At 37.0% G+C, this 19,249-nt stretch carries 19 protein-coding genes and 1 pseudogene; 2 read left to right on the top strand and 18 right to left on the bottom strand.

Translation table 11 applies throughout. The annotated features are described in order from the left end of the window. Window positions 1-159: 159 nt before the first annotated feature. From CDZ94_RS03810 to CDZ94_RS03755, 11 genes are all read right to left on the bottom strand, one after another. Window positions 160-660: an acyl-CoA thioesterase gene (locus CDZ94_RS03810; protein ID WP_096440569.1), complete on the bottom strand. Its 501-nt coding sequence runs from the start codon at window positions 658-660 to the stop codon at window positions 160-162. 406 nt (window positions 661-1,066) lie between these two features. Beyond that, complete coding sequence (locus CDZ94_RS03805; RefSeq protein ID WP_096435199.1) at window positions 1,067-2,422, bottom strand: aspartate aminotransferase family protein; 1,356 nt, start codon at window positions 2,420-2,422, stop codon at window positions 1,067-1,069. 32 nt (window positions 2,423-2,454) lie between these two features. Next, window positions 2,455-3,921, bottom strand: coding sequence for a CoA-acylating methylmalonate-semialdehyde dehydrogenase (locus CDZ94_RS03800; RefSeq protein ID WP_096435198.1), 1,467 nt, complete (start codon window positions 3,919-3,921; stop codon window positions 2,455-2,457). 225 nt (window positions 3,922-4,146) lie between these two features. After that, window positions 4,147-5,742 (bottom strand): PucR family transcriptional regulator, encoded by a 1,596-nt coding sequence (locus CDZ94_RS03795; RefSeq protein ID WP_096435197.1) that lies wholly within the window; start codon window positions 5,740-5,742, stop codon window positions 4,147-4,149. A gap of 516 nt (window positions 5,743-6,258) precedes the next feature. Continuing rightward, window positions 6,259-6,489: a hypothetical protein gene (locus tag CDZ94_RS03785; RefSeq protein WP_096435195.1), complete on the bottom strand. Its 231-nt coding sequence runs from the start codon at window positions 6,487-6,489 to the stop codon at window positions 6,259-6,261. 36 nt (window positions 6,490-6,525) lie between these two features. Further along, on the bottom strand, window positions 6,526-8,010 hold the full coding sequence (locus CDZ94_RS03780; protein WP_096435194.1) for an NCS1 family transporter: 1,485 nt from the start codon (window positions 8,008-8,010) through the stop codon (window positions 6,526-6,528). Window positions 8,011-8,495: 485 nt separating this feature from the next. Beyond that, complete coding sequence (gene hydA, locus CDZ94_RS03775; protein ID WP_096435193.1) at window positions 8,496-9,908, bottom strand: dihydropyrimidinase; 1,413 nt, start codon at window positions 9,906-9,908, stop codon at window positions 8,496-8,498. A 75-nt stretch (window positions 9,909-9,983) separates the two neighbouring features. Then, window positions 9,984-11,270, bottom strand: a complete 1,287-nt coding sequence (gene preA, locus CDZ94_RS03770; RefSeq protein ID WP_096435192.1) for an NAD-dependent dihydropyrimidine dehydrogenase subunit PreA — start codon at window positions 11,268-11,270, stop codon at window positions 9,984-9,986. A 34-nt stretch (window positions 11,271-11,304) separates the two neighbouring features. Further along, on the bottom strand, window positions 11,305-12,675 hold the full coding sequence (locus tag CDZ94_RS03765) for an NAD(P)-dependent oxidoreductase (RefSeq protein WP_425352519.1): 1,371 nt from the start codon (window positions 12,673-12,675) through the stop codon (window positions 11,305-11,307). A 72-nt stretch (window positions 12,676-12,747) separates the two neighbouring features. Beyond that, window positions 12,748-13,638 carry a nitrilase-related carbon-nitrogen hydrolase gene (locus tag CDZ94_RS03760; RefSeq protein WP_096435190.1) on the bottom strand — a complete coding sequence of 297 codons (891 nt, stop codon included), beginning with the start codon at window positions 13,636-13,638 and terminating at the stop codon, window positions 12,748-12,750. Between the two features lie 229 nt (window positions 13,639-13,867). After that, a complete protein-coding gene (locus CDZ94_RS03755) occupies window positions 13,868-14,317 on the bottom strand; it encodes a DMT family transporter (protein ID WP_232735750.1) in 450 nt (149 codons plus the stop codon). Between the two features lie 193 nt (window positions 14,318-14,510). Here CDZ94_RS03755 and cynS point away from each other — a divergent pair, with 193 nt between their 5' ends. Further along, a complete protein-coding gene (cynS, locus tag CDZ94_RS03750; RefSeq protein ID WP_096435188.1) occupies window positions 14,511-15,047 on the top strand; it encodes a cyanase in 537 nt (178 codons plus the stop codon). A gap of 122 nt (window positions 15,048-15,169) precedes the next feature. After that, window positions 15,170-15,541 carry a hypothetical protein gene (locus CDZ94_RS03745; RefSeq protein WP_096435187.1) on the top strand — a complete coding sequence of 124 codons (372 nt, stop codon included), beginning with the start codon at window positions 15,170-15,172 and terminating at the stop codon, window positions 15,539-15,541. Between the two features lie 124 nt (window positions 15,542-15,665). On the opposite strand, the gene CDZ94_RS03740 is transcribed toward CDZ94_RS03745, so the two are convergent. From CDZ94_RS03740 to CDZ94_RS03710, 7 genes and pseudogenes are all read right to left on the bottom strand, one after another. Further along, complete coding sequence (locus CDZ94_RS03740; protein WP_096435186.1) at window positions 15,666-16,232, bottom strand: GNAT family N-acetyltransferase; 567 nt, start codon at window positions 16,230-16,232, stop codon at window positions 15,666-15,668. Between the two features lie 62 nt (window positions 16,233-16,294). Next, window positions 16,295-16,540: a hypothetical protein gene (locus CDZ94_RS03735; RefSeq protein ID WP_096435185.1), complete on the bottom strand. Its 246-nt coding sequence runs from the start codon at window positions 16,538-16,540 to the stop codon at window positions 16,295-16,297. A 230-nt stretch (window positions 16,541-16,770) separates the two neighbouring features. Next, window positions 16,771-17,403: a fumarylacetoacetate hydrolase family protein gene (locus tag CDZ94_RS03730; RefSeq protein ID WP_096435184.1), complete on the bottom strand. Its 633-nt coding sequence runs from the start codon at window positions 17,401-17,403 to the stop codon at window positions 16,771-16,773. 34 nt (window positions 17,404-17,437) lie between these two features. Then, a complete protein-coding gene (locus tag CDZ94_RS03725) occupies window positions 17,438-17,731 on the bottom strand; it encodes a hypothetical protein (RefSeq protein ID WP_096435183.1) in 294 nt (97 codons plus the stop codon). Beyond that, complete coding sequence (locus CDZ94_RS03720) at window positions 17,722-17,931, bottom strand: hypothetical protein (protein ID WP_096435182.1); 210 nt, start codon at window positions 17,929-17,931, stop codon at window positions 17,722-17,724. Before CDZ94_RS03720 ends, CDZ94_RS03725 begins: the two co-directional genes overlap by 10 nt. Before the next feature lie 28 nt (window positions 17,932-17,959). Further along, window positions 17,960-18,576 (bottom strand): annotated as a pseudogene (locus CDZ94_RS03715) (NUDIX hydrolase). After that, window positions 18,566-19,219: an HAD family hydrolase gene (locus CDZ94_RS03710; protein ID WP_096435181.1), complete on the bottom strand. Its 654-nt coding sequence runs from the start codon at window positions 19,217-19,219 to the stop codon at window positions 18,566-18,568. The pseudogene CDZ94_RS03715 and the gene CDZ94_RS03710 overlap by 11 nt, the downstream one beginning before the upstream one ends. Window positions 19,220-19,249: the final 30 nt, after the last annotated feature.

Raw genomic sequence — 19,249 nt, 5'->3', positions numbered from 1 at the left:
AACGTTTTGATTATAATTGAATGAGTAGAGTGTGATTTATGAAGTTAGGTTGTGAAAAATGAAAGAATTGGTTAAGAAGAAAATCTTTTAACTTAATGTTGATGTGTTGATTTCTATGGTTTCTATGTCAATTATTCCTAACCTAAGTTCTTAAAAAAACTATTCCCAAGGTTTATCAGTTGTAATAAATTCAGCCAATTCTTTACTTTGTTTTCTACGTTCCTTTCGTATTTTTGCACGATCTAAACCAGTCTCGTGAAGCTTTTTTTCCTCCTCTGTTTCTGGAGTTACTTCTGGAACAGCAGTTGGTTTTCCATCTTCTCCTAGACTGACAAAAGTAATAAAGGCAGTAGCTGCTATTCTTCTCTCACCTGTTTCAAAATTCTCAGCGATAACTTTAACGAAAATTTCCATAGACGTTTTCCCAGTCCATGTAACAAAAGACTCTAATGACACCGAATCAGTTTGGAAAATTGGGTGCAAGAAGTCAACAGAATCGGTAGAAGCTGTAACCACTTCTGATCTACAATGCATTCTTGCGCTTATCGACGCAACTTCATCGACGTTCCTCATTAAGATGCCACCAAACAAAGTACTATGATTGTTTGTTTCGTTAGGTAGAACTAGGTGGGTTTTAATAACCTTCGATTCTTTTACCATTTTAGGTTTCAACTTTACCACTCCTTAGATAACAGTCTTCAAAAACTTGGATCTATATAGTTCCTACCTTTTTTGACTCTTCTTACAAAAACATAAATCCTCAAACGATTTTTCTTTCTTATTGAATATACGAAACTGTATGTCACACTTCTAGCTTCCCTTTATTGTTATTAAACTACACATATACATCCCATGTTATGTAAAAAAAGTACTTGTAATCAATAAATCTAACCATTGATTACAAGTACTTCAAGCTTTTATTTAGAGCTGAAAATGTGTAAAATTTACATTTTAATATCTAGCACAAGCAACGGCGTTACTTCGCGAATAAGCTGCGTGGTCAATTAGGCATCAGTAGCATTGGAAAAGCAATTTCAACAATGCACCTACGTTTCCTCCCTTATTCTTATTTCACTTCATTCAATGCATTTGATAGTGTGCTAATAATAAAGGACAGGTCTTCTTCCCTAATGTTTAATGGCGGTGCAAGAGTAAGGACATTTGTAAATCCGGCTACAGTAGCACCATTTTTACCAATAATAAGCCCATTTTCCTTACATGAAGCAATGACTTTGTTGACCACTTTCTCATCAATGGGTTCTTTAGTCTTCTTATCATTTACAAGCTCAATTCCTATAAGAAGGCCTTTACCACGAACATCTCCTACATAAGGATGAGACTGTAACAGCTTGCTAAGTTCACTACTAACTTGTTCTCCTAATTTTCTTGAGCGATCAGAGAGGTTTTCCCTTTCAATTATTTCAAGGTTTTTTAATGCTAATGCACATGCTGCTGGGCTTCCGCCAAATGTATTAACGTGACGGAAATACTCATACTCATCTGACCCTTTAAATGCTTCGTAGAGGTCTTTTCGCACAGCTGTTGCAGACAGTGGAAGATAACCACTTGTCAGCCCTTTAGCCATTGTTATAATATCTGGTTTTACATCATAGTTCATGAAGCCAAAGGGTTTACCGGTTCGACCAAATCCACAAATCACTTCGTCAACAATAAGCAGTGCACCATGCTTTTCGCATGCTTTTTTTACAGCTGACATGTAACTTTCAGGTGGAATAAGAACGCCACCGCCAGTAATGATGGGCTCCATAATAACACCAGCAACCGTTTCACTTAATTCCCAAGTCATAACTCGGTCAATGTCTTTCACAGATTCTAGTTCTTCAGGTTTACCGTCGATTTGATCATTAGAGCGATATAAATCTGGAGGGGCAACATGAATGAATCCTTGTGCTAAGGGCTCATATTTATATTTACGTTGAGCCTGACCTGTTGCAGCAAGTGCCCCCATTGAACTACCATGATAAGCGCGGTACCTGGAAATGAATTTATAACGATGGTGGTCGCCATTTTGCTGGTGGTATTGACGTGCTATTTTAAAAGCCGTTTCATTTGCTTCAGACCCACTATTTGAAAAGAATATTACGTACTCACCATCTAACATAGAGTTGAGCTTTTCACCTAATTCGATTGCAGGTAAATGACTTTGTGTTAAAGGGAAATAAGCTAATTCTTTTAACTGTTTGTAAGCTGCTTCAGCTAATTCTGTTCGTCCATAGCCTACATTCACACACCATAATCCGGCCATCGCATCTAAATATTTGTTACCATTTATATCTGTTACCCAAGCTCCTTCAGCTTTCTTTATAACCATAGTTCCATCAGGGTTATAAGGCTTCATTGAGTGCCAAATATATTGTTCATCCTTTTTTTGGGAAGTTTGTTCATGGTTAATTTTCTCCATACAAAATCCTCCTCCTCACAATCAAGGATTGCTTAATGGTCAAACCTTGATGTAATCATTTTCTTTCTTGTAAAGAAGTTCACTCCATCTTTTCCATTCACATGAAGATCTCCATAGAATGAATCTTTCCAACCTGAAAATGGGAAGAATGCCATAGTTGCTGGAACACCGATATTAATTCCAAGCATACCCGCATCAGCTTCTTCTCGGAATTGACGAACAGCATGTGCATCGTTGGTATAGATCGTTGCACCATTTCCAAACCGTGATTTTCGAATATACTCTAAGCCTTCATCTAAATCCTTCGCTCGTAGTAAACTAAGAACAGGTGCAAAGATCTCTTCTTTTGCGATGGTCATCTCGGGATTAACATGGTCAAAGATGGTCGGACCTAAAAAGTAACCGCCTTTGTGCTCATCCATTTCTTTTCGACCGTCCCGAATAAGTGAAGCCCCTTCTTTTACGCCATTTTTAATATATTCCAATGTCTTTTCTCTGTGTTCTTGTCGAATTAAAGGTGTTAAAAGAACTTCCTCGTCTAATCCAGTTCCAATAGTTAATTCACTTGCTTTTTCTTTCAAAGCGTTAACAAATTCTTCTCCGTCTCCTACGACAACAACAGCACTACATGCCATACATCGTTGTCCCGCGCTCCCATAAGTAGAACTAATAATATGTTGAACAGCTTTTTCCATATCTGCATCAGGCATAACAACATGATGGTTTTTAGCTCCAGATAGTGCTTGGACACGTTTTCCTTGTGAAGCTGCACGTTCGTACACATATTTTGCAACGGGCTGTGAACCAACAAAAGAAATGGCTCTTATATCCTCGTGATCTAACAATCCATTAACCACTTCATGCGCACCATGAACAAGGTTTAAAGTTCCATCCGGAGCACCGGCTTCACTAAACAATTCAACAAGCTTATTAGCTAATAATGGTGTTCTTTCAGAAGGTTTTAGTACAAATGTATTTCCACATGCAATCGCTAGTGGGAACATCCAAAGCGGGACCATCATCGGAAAATTAAACGGCGTTATACCACCAACAACTCCAAGAGGATAACGGAACATTTCTGAATCAATTCCTTCAGCAATACCAGATAATGATTCTCCCATCATTAATGTTGGTGCTCCAGCAGCAAATTCAACACATTCAATTCCGCGTTGCACTTCCCCGTACGCTTCTTTATAGGCTTTACCGTTTTCTTGAACAACTAGCTTAGCAAGCTCTTCATGGTTCTCTGTTAATAAATAGTGATACTTAAATAAAATTCTTGCCCGCTTTGGAACAGGTACATTTCTCCATTTTGTAAATGCTTCATTAGCTGCCTTTACCGCGTTATCTACATCATCCTTTGTTGAGATCGGAACATGAGCTAACACTTTACCGGTTGCAGGATTCGGTACCTCTAATGTTTCACTGGTATTTGAATCTACCCATCGTCCATTAATATAGTTTTTTAACACATTGGTTTGGTTCTTTATTACTGACATAAATATACCTCCTATATTTTATTAAGAATTTTCTAAAATATTATTCGTTACCATTATTATCTATTAACGAAATCATTCTTTCATTAGACATAATGTAAAAACAGCAAGGTTAAAGGTTCCACATAATGAATAAATTTTTCAACAATGTAACTTTATTTGTCATTTTCATTTAAAAAAGGACTAAAAACTAGATTTTAGTCCTTTTTGAGATAGGTTGTCGGTTGATCATTCATTGTTTTTGTCTCCTAACGTAAATAGGTAATTATAAGCGATCGTCATAAACTCAATTACCAATCGTTTTTCAGGGCTCATGAAATTATCCCCGAGTAATTTTTCTAATTTTTCAATACGGTGATACAACGTTTGTCGGACGATAAATAACTTTTTAGCTGTTTCTTGCTTTGAACCATTACAAGCCAAATAAGTTTTTAATGTTTCCATTAATGCTCCATTGTATTTCTTGTCATAGTCGATTACTGGTTCTAAGTATTCCATAATAATTTCATGAAGATCGCTATGCTTATTGATTAGTGAAATAATATGATACAAATGTAAATCATCATAGAAATAGCTTTTACTTCCTTCAGACAATGTATTTTGAAGCAGCAGCGTTTCTTTTGCAGCTCGATAACTTTTATGTATATCACGCAAGTTATGAACAAATTTCCCGACTCCAAATGAAATAGACGAGATTTCAAGTTTAGTTGAATTGGTATTTTTGATACGAGAAAAGCCTTTGATCATTCTTGGTTTCCAATTTGTAGGGATTCGTTGATTAACTAAAATAAATACAAGTTGGTTCCTGACCTCTGTAGAATAAGTATAAAACCCATATTGTTCAAAAATGGTTCGAAAAAGTAATTTAAAGTATGTGCTATCTATATTCCTGGACCTATTTGTATTTAATTTACACACACAAACAATACCACCGCTTAGTTGTAACTCAGATTGGTGATAGGACAGATATTCGCGGATGTCTTCCTCGCTGTGTAGGCCTTCAAGCCAATCAAGCATCCATTCTGTTTCTTCCATTCTTTGTTTCTCTTCGACAAATAAATTTCGTAATAAATGTTGTGCAAGGGCAGTGGTTGTACGGTCAAGAAGTAAATAGTCAAACTCAGTAAATTCTCGTGTGTGAGTAACGATAATTAACTCGGCATATTGGTTTCCTAAAATTTGAACCGGCTGCCTTGCGATTTGTTGCTTATTTTTACTTTCATCTCCATTTACATGTCTTAAGAGTTGATCCCTTTCTTCTCTAGGTATTTCCGGGATAAACTTTATTTCATCCAAGTTAAATATAGCGATAATTTGCACATCTAAATAGTGGTGAAAAAACTTTAGAATTTCTTCATAGTGGTCAATTTCGAGTAATTTTTTATTTAATTGCTGAGAATAGTCTTCTAAGTCTGAAATCATTTGATATTGTTTGTTAATAAGTAATGAATGAATGTCTTGTGTAATTTCTACAAATGGTACTTCTTCATGAAAGATGATAATTGGAAACTGATGTTTATTAGCTAGATCAATAATTTCTCGAGGAATGGATGAGGTGTTTGTTCCTTTTTCAATACATAAACCTGAAGCATTGCATTCAATAAGTTGTTCAAGCAAATACTTAAACAAATGACTATTCTTTTTCCAACCTAAACCTGTTGTTAGAATTAGCTCATTCCCATTTAACAGTTTTTTTATCTTAATGACCTCTACTACGTGAACCCACTTTACTGGCCTTTGTAACCCTTTAATACCAGCAACAACTTCAATATTTTCAAAGTACTTTCTTTTTAATATTTCACTTATTGTTAAATAGGATTTCATTTTAAAAGCACTTCCTTAAAAGTGAGATAAGATTTAGGTTAAACTATGATTTCTATTATAGTATGGAAAGTAGTAATTGATAAGAATTTTGGGAATATTCATTTTAAGTGTCTGTTCAAAAAGGAGGACAAAAAGAGCCGAGAAGTTCAAGGAAGGGCCACTTTGAGCACCGGACGTATGCTTTTAATACGTGAGGAGTGGAAAAATAAGATGACACAGAAATTCGCCAGCTATTTTTCCCGGACTTTTTTAATATCCTCTTTAAACAAAAAAAACAGGGATTCCCTGTTTATAAGATATAAGTAGTAAGTGAATATTTTCCTAAAATTCTACCTCAAAGCTTATTTTTTTTGAGCGTGTTTTTCAACTCAAATGATGGTGGAGGACAAATTCATTTGTCCGTAACATCGTTTGAGTTGAAAAACTGTCACGCTATGCGTTAGGCAAGCATTAGCTTGCCTAACGCTCAACAAGAGCATTTCATTTCAAAAACATCCTTTTTAAAATTATATTTCGTTAGAGCTGCTGTTGTTTTATAATTAACGTTGAAAAATATTTTCTAGCATCTGCATTTAAAATATGCAATGTTCGAGTTTCCTGCTTCCCCTCCACCTGTTTTTTCTTAATTTTCTCAAATTCAACAAATGCTCCACTTAAATTTTCCGTAACTGCTTTTATTTGATACCCTTGATCAATTAAAAAATCAATTTTATCTCTTTCCGAAATAAACTCGTTATAAGATGACATAGATCGCTCCCCACCTATCCTTAATTAATTTAGTGTTTATACATTTTTTTCAGTTGATGAGATATTGGGTAGAATTGTTTGTTCCTTCTGCTCTGCTTCTTCTATATCCCAGTCTCTCCCAACTGTAATTCCTAAATATTTTTCATCATCGGGATCTTCAATTTCTGATTGTTTGTATTTATTGAACCACCAGTATTTTGCCAGTAGATAGTAACTTCCACCCCCGACAATAAAACCAACAATGAATGAATAGTTTGCTAGAAAGTAAGCTGCGATACCGCCAAGAATCCAAGCAATGAAACCGGCGACGTTAAAACCATTTAAATATCTGTACTGCCCTTTTACATTATACAAATCATGTACATTGACTCTTCGTTTTCTGAGGATGTAGTAATCGGTAAATAAAATACCGACAATCGCTGATAATATCCCCCCTACTATTAATAACAAAGGAATTAATATATCAAACAAATTCCAAGGTTGAACTACTGTACCAGCAATCCCAGCCATGAACACCCCTGCCCAATACGGAACTTTCGGACCACCGACGTTTGAGAAAATTGTTGCAGCTGGAACTAAGTTGGCTGCTATATTTGTCGACCACTGGGCAAACACAATCATAACAAGTAAAATGACTAATACAATTCCTCCTGCTGCTTCTTGAAGGGCAACTATTGGGTCATAATCTGATACCGCAATATATGAAACTGCACCGATGACGATGATAAATGTTTGTGCCAGTGGCATAGCAACGACACTGCCAAGTAGAGACGACTTATTTCGTTTTAACCAATTTCTTTCATATTTAGGTGCTTTTATAAAACGTGAAATGGAGGGGATGTCTGCTGCAAGAGTTGCCCAAAAACCCATGACACTAAAGACGATAATAAAAAAGGCTGTTGTTGCTGCGACTCCAGTTACTGGAGTTTCAACCCATACCCAGACATCTCTTCCTTGTTCAAGGGCACGTCCTGATAGTGTACTATAGATCCAAATGGAGATGATGATTATAATAGGGGCAGCTAAATCCGCAAAACGTTCAATAGCTTTAATTCCAAGTGCGGTATTTAATAGCTGTGCTATAGCGAAAATAATAAAACAGAGGAACCAATTATCAAATGAAAATAACACAAAAAGTATTCCATTAATTGCTGTAGCGCCAAAGAATGTATTAATTCCAAACCAGAATGAGGCTGTTAAACCACGTACAACAGAGGGGATATGTGTTCCTACCGTTCCGAATGGTGCTCTCATATAGACTGGGAAAGAAAGGCCATGTTCAATGCCAATATCACCTATAACCGTAATAAATAAACCGATTGCAATACATCCAACAAAACCAGCAACGATCACCCAACCTAAAGGTAAACTTTGAACACCGGCTCCCCCAATCGCAAAGGCAGCGAGTACGACTGCCATCCCTACCCACATGATCATAAATCCAAATGAACTAATTTTCTTGCCGGCGTGACTTACAGGTAATAGATCAGGTGACTTTAGATAACGATCCTTTTTACTCATCCCAACACCCCTCACCATTAAAGTGTGTGTTCAAAAGGAGAACAAAAGAGCCGAGAAATTCAAGAAAGCGCCACTTTGAGCACCGGAACGTATGCTTTAAATAAGTGAGGAGTGTAAAAGTAAGGTGACGCAGATATTCGATAGCTATTTTTCCCGGACTTTTTGAACATCCTCTTATAAAAACCTTTTTACATGACATGTGGTTCTTTAAAGGTCTTTACAATAGCTTGGCTTAACCATATAGGTTTACGCCAAGCTATTGTTATTAAAATTTACTAGAGGTTGTGTTTTTGTTTTTTATTTAAAGTTCATAAAGTATTAAAATTTACGTTTCAATGTCTAGATCTAGGCGCCATCGGCTTGTGTCAAATAACCTGACCGATTAAAAGTAGAAAGCACTTTTTTATCGGACAGAACATTTGCATTTCGTCGGGTATGCGGGCGCCTTGCACTTTTCTTATTGTACTAGTCCTAATTAACAGGTGTTACTTTGTTAATTTTTGAATTTCCTTTTGCTTAGGGTTATATTTTTCACGCTTTAAGTATTGTCCATTACCTGGTTTTCCTACAAATTGCTTATCACGAATCACAAACTCACCGCGTGATAATACCGTAACTGGTTGTCCCGTAACTTTTATGCCCTCAAACGGGTTATAATCCACAGCCATGTGGTGAGTTTCTGCAGATATCGTTCTTTCCGCATTTGGATCAAAAATAACAAGATCAGCATCTGCTCCGACAGAAACTGTTCCTTTTTGTGGGAATAGTCCGAACAATTTAGCGATTCTTGTTGACGTTATATCAACAAATTGATTTAACGTTATTCGTCCTTTATTTACTCCCTCAGAAAAAAGTAAACTTATCCTATCTTCGATGATCGGTCCCCCATTTGGAATTTTCGTGAAATCTCCTCTGCCTAAATCCTTTTGACCGTTAAAATCAAAGGAACATTGGTCAGAGCCTAACGTTTGTAATTGACCATTTTTCAAAGCATTCCAAAGTACTTCTTGATTTTCTTTCTCACGAAGAGGCGGTGACCATACGTATTTTGCACCTTCAAAATGAGGTTTCTCTAAATAGGTTTGATCTAGAACTAAATACTGTGGGCATGTCTCTCCCCATACGTCATACCCTTTCTCTCTAGCTTCGGCAATTTTTCTGGCTGCTTCAGCACAAGAAACATGAACAACGTATAGCTGAGAATCCGCTAATCCAGTTAATTGTGCAGCTCTTCCTGTTGCTTCTCCTTCTACCTCTGGTGGTCTTGTAAGAGCATGGTAAATTGGTTCAGTTTTCCCCTCTGATAATGCTTTCTTTACTAAGTAGTCTATAACATCCCCATTTTCTGCATGGACCATGACAAGTCCGCCCAGCTCTTTTGCTGTAACCAATGTCCGAAACAATGTCTCGTCATCTGCTTGAAATACATTTTTATACGCCATAAAAACTTTAAATGAGGTGATTCCTTCCTCATCCATCACTACAGGCAATTCTTTTAAGACAGCATCGTTTATTTCACTAATCATTAGATGAAAACTATAGTCAATTACTGCTTTATCTTTTGATTTATCATGCCACGTTTGGATAGCGTTCTTTAATGGTTCCCCTTTATTTGTCAAACAAAAGTCAATCACTGTTGTTGTTCCGCCATAAGCTGCGGCTATAGTGCCTGTTTCAAAGTCATCCTTTGAGACCGTACCACCAAAAGGCATCTCAAGATGTGTGTGTGGGTCAACACCGCCAGGAAAGACATAGCAGCCTTTTGCATCTACAACTTCCACATCTTCATCAGACAAATCCCGTCCGATGGTTGAGATTTTACCATCAACAATCAATAGGTCTGCTTGGTAAGTGTCTGCTGCAGTAACAATGGTTCCGTTTTTAATTACTTTTTTCACATTAGCGACCTCCTGTTTATTTAAGGCTCTTTTATAAAATTTCGCTCAAAAATCAACAAACTTTACGAAGTCAACTTATTTAACAACGTTTTCTTTAGTAATGAGCTCAGCGGATTTCAGTGCTGATTGACGTTCATTCCAAGTCATTGGCTGTGCGCTAGGAATATCGATCATATCAATGGCACCATCGACAGGACAGACAATCGAACATAGGTTGCATCCGACACAGTCATCCTCCCGCACGTTGAGGTATTCTTGCCCCTTATTATCTTTTAACATATCAATACATTGATGAGACGCATCCTCACAAGCGATATGACACTTATTACAGTTGATGCAAACATCATTATTAATTCTTGCGACTACTTTATGGTTTAGGTCTAAATTTCCCCAGTCAGAATATTTCGGTACTGATTTTCCTACCAAATGGTTGACTGATTCAAGTCCTTTTTCATCTAAATAGTTATCAAGCCCCTCGATCATGTCCTCGACGATCCTAAATCCATGATGCATGACCGCTGTACAGACTTGTACACCAGTTGCTCCCATTAGCATAAATTCAACGGCATTTTGCCAATTTGAGATTCCACCAATTCCTGAAATCGGTACGTTAATTTGAGGGTTACGAGCACATTCTCCGACCATGTTAAGGGCAATTGGTTTAACAGCCGGACCACAGTAACCACCATGTGCTCCTTTTCCAGCAACATTAGGTACTGTATTCCATGTGTCCAAATCAACGGATGAAAGACTATTAATCGTATTTATCATACTTACGGAATCTGCTCCACCTTGAACAGCAGCTTCTGCTGTTACTGTAATGTCAGTTATATTAGGAGTGAGCTTAACAATAACCGGAGTTTGGGCAACTTCTTTTGTCCAATACGTCTGCTTTTCTACTAATTCGGGAACTTGGCCAGAAGCGGACCCCATCCCGCGCTCAGCCATACCATGTGGACACCCAAAGTTTAGTTCAAGACCATCGACACCGACTTCTTCTACTCGTTTTACAATCTCGTGCCATTTTTCCTGCTTTGGTTCAACCATTAAGGAAGCGATAATAGCATGGTTAGGAAATTTCTTTTTCGTCTCATAGATTTCTTTTAAATTGACTTCAAGCGGACGATCTGTAATTAGTTCAATGTTATTAAATCCTGCTACCCTTTGCCCGTTAAAGTCCATTGACGCAAATCGGGAAGTAACATTCAAGATAGGGTCTCCAAGTGTTTTCCAAACAGCACCGCCCCAACCAGCTTCAAATGCTCTTTGAACTTGATAGCCAGAATTTGTGGGTGGTGCAGAAGCGAGCCAAAAAGGATTGGGTGATTTAATTCCTGCTAGATCAATACGTAAATCAGCCATTCTATGAACCTCCTTGTTTTGTATAAATCAACCCCTATGCTGATTCTGTTGCTTCTTTGGATAATTGTTTGTGTATGGCATAAGCAGTATTTTTTCCTTGTTGTGCTGCGGTAACGACCATTGCTTCCCCTTGTCCTTTTCCAAAAATAACATCACCGCATGAAAAAACTTTATCGTTCGATGTTTGATAGCTATCTTGATCTACTTTTACTACCCCATCACTATGTTCTAATCCAAAGCTTTCAATTAATGAAGTGTAACGAGATTGACCAATAGCCTTAATGACTGCGTCCACTTCAAGAGTAAACTCTGAACCTTCAACAGGAACCGGGCGACGGCGTCCGTCTTCATTTGGAGCTCCTAACGTCATTTTAATACATTCGATTGCTGTGACTTTTCCATTCTCATCCCCTACTATCCTTATAGGCGAGGTTAGCCAACGAAATTCTACCCCGTCTTGTTTTGCGAATTGGTATTCGAAGTCATATGCCGTCATCTCTTGCTCTGTTCGTCGGTATAATATCTTTACATTCTCAGCACCTAGTCGAACAGAACAAGTAGCTCCATCAATGGCGGTGTTACCTGCTCCAATTACAACAACACGCTTATCTATAAAGTCGTCACTAATTGTTTCTGACTTCGTTGTTTTAACAAAATCAATCGCATCATATATTCCTTCTAAGTCTTCTCCTTCTATCCCAAGCATGGGTACACTTGCCATTCCTATTGCTAGGACAACGGAATCGTAATTCTCTAATAACTCTTCTGGTAACACATCTTTTCCAACTCTTGTATTGGTAAGAATCTCAACATCTAATTTTCTAACTTGATCCACTTCCCAAAAGGAAATAGATTGAGGTAGTCTAAATGAAACGATGCCATAAGTATTTAAACCGCCTGCTTCATTTTCTGCTTCAAATATCGTAACTTTATAGCCTAATAGAGCTAATTCTCGGGCAGTTGATAATCCAGCAGGACCACCACCAACAATCGCAACTTTCTTGCCGTTCTTTTTTCCAGATTTAAATAACACTTGCTCATTTTTAATTGCCCAGTCCGTTGCGTATCTTTGCAAGTCTCCGATCATAATCGGTTTAGTAGAATGATTGAGTACACAAGCACCTTCACAAAGTTCCTCAGTTGGACAAACACGCGCACAGCTTGCCCCCACTGGATTAGACGTCATTATCGTTTTTGCTGATCCCTTTAAATTGCCGGATGCAATTTTTTTGATAAATTTAGGAATGTCAATATCTGTTGGACAAGCTTTAATACAAGGAGCATCATAACAATAGAGGCAGCGGTTGGCCTCTTCACTCGCTTCTTGATTTGACAACCCTATATTTACTTCCTCAAAGTTTTTTTCTAAATCTTGAAACGATATAGTCGGTACCTTGCTAGTCACTAGAAATACCTCCTTTAACAAGATCATTCCGTTCTTTAAAACAGGTTAGCAAGAAAGTTTAAAAAAGCCTACCTATGGAAGAAGCGCAGTCATTTTATCATAGGTTTCTGGGCGGCGATCGCGGTAAAACTGCCAAGTATCACGAACTTCACGAATCACTTTCTTATCCATGTCACCGATAATAACTTCATCCCGGTCACGACTTGCTATTGAAACAAAGTTTCCTCTAGGGTCTGCTAAATAGGATTGACCGTAAAACTCACCCATTTCCCAGGGTGCTTCCAGTCCAACGCGGTTAATAGCTCCTACATAATAGCCGTTTGCTACCGCATGTGCGGGTTGTTCAAGCTTCCATAGATATTCAGATAATCCAGCTACAGTTGCAGAAGGATTGAATACAATTTCTGCTCCATTTAAGCCAAGTAGTCTTGCACCTTCAGGGAAATGACGGTCATAGCAAATATAAACACCAACCTTTGCAAAAGCTGTATCAAATACTGGATAACCTAAATTTCCCGGTTTAAAATAAAACTTTTCCCAAAAGCCGTAACCTTGATTACCTACACCTACGTGAGGGATATGTTGTTTTCGATACTTGCCTAAATAGGATCCATCTGCATCAATAACAGCAGCGGTATTATAATAAGTAGCGATCCCTTCTCTTTCATAGATAGGTAAAACAATCACTACTTCTAGTTCTTTAGCCAAATCTTGAAAACGTCTAGTGGTAGGACCATTAGGAATTTCCTCTGCGGAATCATACCATTTCGTACTTTGTTCCGAGCAAAAATAGGGACCGTAAAAAATTTCTTGTAAACAGATAATTTGTGCCCCTTTATCCTTAGCTTCTTTTACAAGTTTAATATGCTTTTCAATCGCCTTCTCTTTATGAACATCTACCGGTTCATCACCATGAACATCGTTTGAAGCTTGTATTAAACCAATTTTTACGTTGTCAGACATATTATCTCCTCCTGTAACTTGATATATATTAAACGATTAACCATATGAAGAGTTTCTAATTGAGTATCTTCTTTATAACCCTCCCTCATAATTAAATTGAATATTAGAAATTAACGGAAAATTCTGAAGATAAGTCGATTGTACGTTGAATATTTGTGTAATACACTATACATTATGTTAAATTATCCTCGAATTTGAATGATCAAATTGTAAAATAGAACCCTTGTACTTAACTTGAAAAGCTTCCTCGGTAAATGAAGTACAGACCAAACAGCATTAATACTAACCCCATAAACCTATCCCAATTAATAGAAATAGGTTCTACATTAAATAAACCAAAATGATCAATAACAAGACTAATAATAATCTGTCCTAAAATGGCTGCAAAAATAGCTAAGGCTACACCTATTTTGGGTACAGAGAAAATAGTAAAAGCTACAAATACCGCTCCAAAAAGACCTCCAATTAATTGCCATTTTGGTAAAGTGAATACCAGACCTACTTGTCCTTTTCCCAGAAAAAGCATACACAAAGCTAAAAATATCGTTCCAATAAAAAAAGAGACAAATGCCGCTTCTAATCCACCAATCTTTTTCCCAAGTTCTCCATTTATGGAGGCTTGTGTCCCCGTCATCATACCTCCAATTAAAGCTAATACTAAGAAAAAGAGTTTAGTCACTCCATTACCACCACCAATATGCATGATTATAATTATTTATAGCATATTACCTGTGCAAATATTGTATTATTTTGGTCCATCGTGAGAAAAATACAGAATTCTTATATTATATCTGTTTTTTAGTGGCAAATAGACACCTAATGAAAGCACCCAGAGTAAAATAAAAACAGATTGAAATGATGGGGGAATATTAATGAATGAGTATTATCGAAATTTCCATCAAGCATTTGAAAGTCCACAACAATATCAACCCCACCCTTCACCTGCAACTTCTTATGTGAATAGAGCTGGAGTATCTCAACAACTTTTAATTGCAAAAAAGATGAAACAATTTACATTTGAGGACATAGCAAACGAAATTGGTGGGAGTAAAGAATGGATAGCTGCTGTTATGCATGGCCAGGAATCCATGAACAGAGAGGATGCGCTTCATTTAGCACAATTATTAAATATTGACTCGAGGATTGCCTATATACTAGAAGAATCACCTATGCGTGGCTCTTTAGACAAAGCTGTGCCAGTTGATCCGTTAATTTATCGATTTTATGAAATTACTCAAGTGTACGGCACTACATTAAAAGCGCTAATTAATGAAATGTTTGGTGACGGGATTATGAGCGCGATCAATTTAGACATTAAAGTAGATAAACGTCCTGACTATGAGGATCCCGATGGAGAGCGGGTTGTCATTACGTTAGATGGAAAATTTTTACCTTATGAAAAGCGGTAATCTACCTTTTGGTTTACTTGTAAACGTGTGGGGAGATTTGATAATACAATTTTAAATACAGTAAGTTTATGCACAAATACCCACGTGCTGAAATATGATAACCGTGTAAGGAGGGGGGAATCATGAGACAATACAACATGAATCAGGTGCCACACGGCGGTCAACAACAAATGCAACCCGGAGGAGCAGATCCTGCAGCCCACCAACAGCAACTGCATGAATTATGTCAAGCGTACAATAATCACTTAGTACAATTTGAAACAAATGATGGGCAGGTTTATGACGGAATTATAGACGGCATGGATCAAAATGGTGTCGATATGCTAGTTCCTGTGGGTGATATGGACCAAGGTTCTAATCATGAATATGAACGTCAGTTTGGATTTGGCGGATATGGTGGTGGGTACGGCTACCCAAGACGGTTCCGACGATTTAGACGTCATCGCTTTCCGTTTTTTGGAATTAGACGGTTGTTCTTCCCATTTTTCTTTTAGAGGCTTTTGAACACACAAGTATTACTAAGACCATCAAACGTTTACGTTTGATGGTCTTTTCATTTAGAGTAAAGAAAGCATATAAAATCTACGGTTCGATGTCTAGCGAACTCAAGGTCGTTTTTTAGCCCAACAGAAGATTATAATCTTTTCTTAGTAATGAGAGGATTAACACATCGTGGAATACTCCCTCTAAAAGTTGATGTTCACGAAGCATTCCTTCTTGTTGGAATCCATATCTGGGCATTATCTTTAACACACTGCTATTCTTAACATTTGTATGTGCACAAATTTTATTTAGGTGCATTTTAGTAAAACCGTATTCCATCATGAACTTTAATGTTTCAGTTCCGTAGCCCTTACCCCAATACTTACTTAAAATATTCCCACCGATTTCTGCATGGTGTGATAATCTATCCCAATTTTTGAATCCACACGTTCCGATAATTTTATTAGATTCTCTTAATTCTATCCCCCAGCTTATGGAACTATAGCTATTATTAGACTGTTGAAAAACTCTTATTAATTCTTCAGCTTCAATCATGTTCTTAAAAGGTTCACTGTGATCTAATCTAATAACTTTAGGATCTGAATAGAGGCAGTAAATGTCTAATTTATCCTCTGTAGTCAACTCTCTAAAGATTAAATTTTCCGTTTTAAAAGGTTTTAAAGATAATTCTTTCTTCTTCATAACAAAGTACACACCCTCGCAGCTACCTTTTAAAAAGTCTATTGCCTTTTATCTAGTCTGTGTTAAAAGAAATGTCTTCTTCTGCGAAAGCGGAAAGCTACGATTGAAGCAAATGCAATAGCAGTTAATGCTGCACCAGCGAAAAAGTACATTCCATGACCGTGATCACAAGGTCCTATTGGACGAAGATAAACATGGTCAGGGTCTACTCTATCAATTGTTCCAACATAAACTTTTCCATGACAGTCTCTTATTTCAACTTCTGCACCTATACTATCCCTACATAAATGGTAATATTCATGAGACATACCTCTAACCTCCTTTGATTGATTTTAAAGGTCTTGCCTTCTTCACTTATTAAGGTATGTTTAAATGAGTAATTAGTATAGTGAGACTCCCTATTTTATTGAAAGTTTCTTAATTCGAGTTAACGTCCACTTTTTTCTAGTCAATGTATTGGTTCTTCCCGTTTTTCTTATAGGTATAATAAAAGACCATCGAACGTGTATTACGTCTGATGGTCTTTTCATTTTTCTATTTATTCGTTACCTATTTTAACAGGAAATCGTCCTTTTTCATCATTCCCCCACATAAGACGAAATACATCACCATGTTGAATTGGGCCAACACCTTCTGGGGTACCTGTATAAATGATATCGCCTTCATTAAGTCCAAAATAACCATGACAATGCTCAATTAATTGTTTAAAGTCAAATAACATATTTTCAATGTTTCCAACTTGAACAACGTTGGCATTTTTCACTAATGAAAAGTCTGTTTCTTTACAGATCTCAATCCCTGGAAAATCCCAAAAATCAGTCACAACAGCTGAATTTTTAAATCCTTTCGCTTTTAACCACGGATGACCTTTTGCCTTAAGTTTCGATTGCACATCTCTAAGGGTGAAATCTACGCCTAATGCTATTTTTTCAACAACATCTTCCACATGAAACCCGGCAGTAACTTCTTGACCTATGTAAATAACCATTTCAAGCTCATGGTGAATGTCTCCTCTACCGCCTGGAAACAAAATGTCTTTCCCATCTGCTTTTACTAAAGAATGTGTGGGCTTTGAGAAAAGGATCGGTGACGAAGGGATTTCATTCCCCAATTCCGTTGCATGGTTTGCATAGTTTCTTCCAATACAAAAGATATTTTTTATTTGCTCCATCGTTTAACTCCTTATCAGTATTCAAAGAATAAAACTAATTTTCTAGCCATCGTAACGAATAGTAAAGTTCACATAAGCCGTCATGGAAACCCCAGCCAATTCCATCCGTATTATGAACAGCCTCTTCAAGCCGATCAGCTAAAGATTTATAATAGTCTTCTCTTACACAACATTGATTCACAACAGATTCATAGGCATTTTCTAAACTATCATAAAAATTTTCATTAATATCGTCATACGTATTAAGTGTTAGGTTTAATGTTTTAAAATCATCCCCTGTTAATTTCTTGAAGTTACTTATAGCGCTTTTTGCTTCTTTCAAACGCATTTTAGGTTCTCCTCGTTTTGGAAAAATTGTTTGGCTTCTTGGTATAGTTCATCAACCATTTTACTCCCGCCAAACTTGACAGATAACGATTTTGTTACCTCTTTATTTGCCTTATATAAGTCACTGATAATGGTAATAAGCTCTTTTTTGTCTAATTTTTGTAGCTCCCTTTTTAATTCTGTAACTTTAAACGTCTTCATTTAATGGCACCTCTTTTGTCTGTGAAAATCAATCAAAGGTTGTTTCTTTATGAGGGTCTCTTATATAGTCAAACAGCATTTTAACTTGTGAGGCTGTATTTCTACCGGTAGAAAGTGAGGGCAAATTCTCTTCGGAAAAAAATGAATATCGTTTGTTTCGATTCCGGTAGTTGCCTTGCCGCCAATAATTTTGCATTGAATAAATATTTTGTAATAATGAAAGGGTTGTGGTGGATGGGGGTGATTATTCATATCTAGCAGTGCTACTATTTTTTGCGGAATAACCTCATATCCAGACTCTTCTTTTATTTCTTTTAGGATGTTTTCTGCAGGAGACAGCCCTACTTCACAAAAACCACCTGGCAAAGACCAATTATTATCGAGCTTTTCTCTTACAAGTAAGATTTTTTCCTCACGAAAAACAGCCCCACGAACATCGGTTTTCGGAGTTTGGTAACCTTGTTCATTAGTAAACAGCTCTTGAATATTTTCCATACCTTCATCTGTATATTCTGCCATGATTTCTGCACTTAGTGAGCGAAGTTCTTCATACCGTTCTAAATCATAAACGTCTTTTGAAAAAGATAGCCCCGCTTGAGAGAGTGATTGAATTCTTTTTGCCCACTCCAGCCATTTATGACTCATACAGTTTACCTGCTTTCAAAGTTTCCAGAAATACTGAAACATTAGTGAAATGAAGATTTGGTTGACTTGTAAATTCAACCGCTTGATAATTGGGCAGCCAGTTCACTCCTACTGTAATAACGTTTGCTCTAATTCCCGCCTCGACATCTGCATCACTATCTCCAATAAACATCGCCTCGTCATTTCCCACCCCCAAGCTGGATAATGCCTTAGCGACGCCTTCAGGATGAGGTTTTGCCTGAGTGACATCATCTCCTGTGATGATCACGTCAAAAAAATGTTCCATTTGAAGAGCTCTTAATGAAATATCCAAGCTCCTTTTTGCTTTTCCTGTAACAATTCCTAGCTTAATACCTTTGTCTTGCAAATAAACGAGTAGTTCTTTTATCTCTTCATTCTCCATTACGAGATAGGTGTGATTGTCTAAATACTTTGTGTAGTAATTTTCGATTGCTTCTTCTTTGTTTACATGTGAGAGGTTCTCTTTAATAATACCTGTTTCAGATGGACCAAACATTCTTTTAATTTCTTCTGGGGACAGGTCTTTACCGTCAAATTCTTTAAATACGTATTGAAACGCATTGTAGCAAACCGGCAACGTATCAGCTAACGTTCCATCGAAATCGAATATGATTGCTTTCAAATAATCATGTCCTTTCAAATGTAGATTTCT

The sequence above is a fragment of the Alteribacter populi genome (assembly GCF_002352765.1).
In the GTDB taxonomy this organism is placed as follows: Bacteria; Bacillota; Bacilli; order Bacillales; family Salisediminibacteriaceae; genus Alteribacter; species Alteribacter populi.
This window is presented reverse-complemented; position numbering and strand designations above follow the sequence as displayed.